The sequence below is a fragment of the Candidatus Aquarickettsia rohweri genome, assembly GCF_003953955.1.
Lineage (GTDB): Bacteria > Pseudomonadota > Alphaproteobacteria > Rickettsiales > Midichloriaceae > Aquirickettsia > Aquirickettsia rohweri.
This window is the reverse complement of sequence record NZ_RXFM01000138.1, coordinates 1-1,687: the sequence shown is the minus strand read 5'-3', so window position 1 is coordinate 1,687 and position 1,687 is coordinate 1. Positions and strand designations below refer to the sequence as shown.

The 1,687-nt window shown below is 46.2% G+C and carries 1 tRNA gene; it reads right to left on the bottom strand.

Features of this window, described 5'->3' with window-relative positions:
- Positions 1-167: 167 nt before the first annotated feature.
- Positions 168-240, bottom strand: a tRNA-Pro gene (locus EIC27_RS06770).
- Between the last annotated feature and the right edge of the window lie 1,447 nt (positions 241-1,687).

Below are 1,687 nucleotides of genomic sequence, written 5' to 3'. Positions count from 1 at the left end.
ATCAGTCCAATAGGACAGTAAAATAGACCAAAAAGAAGGCCCGGTCCCTGACCGGATACACGCTCATGCTCGCTGCGCTCGGTAAAACCAAAGCGTGAAAGCATTTAAAGTAGGTAAAAATAAAGAGATTTAAACCAAAATCCTTAACAGGCCAAAGGTAAATCCTTTCAAAATGAAAGGATTCTAACCTTTGACCTTTTGGACCCAAACCAAATACGCTAACTTCTACGCCACATTTCCAGGTAATTTGACTTGATACTTGACCTGAGATGGCCTCCTCACAATATGTCCAAGGACATATTGTTCTATGAGGAGGTCGGCCATCTCATCATTAAGCTAGCTACAGATTTAGGGAATTAGCAACTAAAATCACCATCACAGCATCATGGATATCTCCTGCTGATATTGAGACCACGAAGTTGGTCGCCTTCAATTTTGACTGCTCAGAATGCACTTTACACTGGGATTATACAGTGGCAGATGGCGTCCGGTCTTGATAACGAGTGGCCTTTGGCTACTGGTCCAGGACCTGGGGACTACTTGAGGTTTTTACTGTGCAATCACTGGGTCTGACCAATTTCGTGAGTGTGCATAGTACTTTCTTCTTGCGGCGTGGAGTTATACTTTTACCTATATTAGCCAGGTCTACTGGCCTTCGGCCAGTAGACCGGCATAGCCCAATGGCCTTTCAGGCCATTGGGCTATGCTCTAGGAGTATCTGACCAGTCTGGTGGGCCTTGAATGGCCCATCAGACTGGTCAGATACTCCGTTATAAGGGCCTACTATGAAGGCCCATTCAAGGGCCTTCATTACGGCCGTACTTAGTAAGTATTTCTAAAGGGCCACTACGTGGCCTAGGTTCGGACACCTGGATTTACTACGTAAATCCAGGATGTCCTCACGACGGCAGTACTTCGTACTGCCTAGAGCATAACCCAGACTGGACTACGTCCAGTCTAGGTTATGCCGGACTGTGGCCGTAGGCCACAGTCCTCTATAATACAGTAGATAAGCACTGTTAAGACCAAGTGGCCTACGGCCACTTGGTCTTAACAGTGCGGTAAAACCTGTAGTAGTCGCTACGCTCCTACTTTTGGTTTTACTATTGGACTATAGATGTCTTACTGGCCAAAGGGCAGTAAGACGGCATTGACTAATGGGCCAAAAAAGGCCCATTGGTCAATGCCGTACTAAGTGTTTATTTTTAGGTTCGGGCAGCCCTCAATATAGTCCTAGAGCATATGTATTGGCCCTTTGGGCCAATACATATGCCTCTTATACCTACTTCCATGATTTCCTGACGAAATTGCTGCGTAGCAGCAATTCGTTAGGAAATCATGGAAGTAGTACCGACACATTTTGGGGTCCTGCGCCAGTGGCCACTGGCTCATACCACTACGTCCACTGGAGATAGGATTCCGTGAAATCCTATCTCCAGTGGACTTATGACTAAGTTGTTTGTTATTTTGACTGCACCACTGGCCTCCTCATTAACAAGGACCAATCGTCGCGATGACCACTGGCCCTCGACATGGGCCGAAGGCCCATGAGGGAAAAACCAAAGAGTGGAGTAGTTATTTGAGTTGGTTTACTACGTCCAATGGACCATGGCCCATTTGGATAGGATTTCGTGATTTATAAGGCCTAAAGTGGGCCAGTTTTATCTCACAATTTCGTGAAATATCA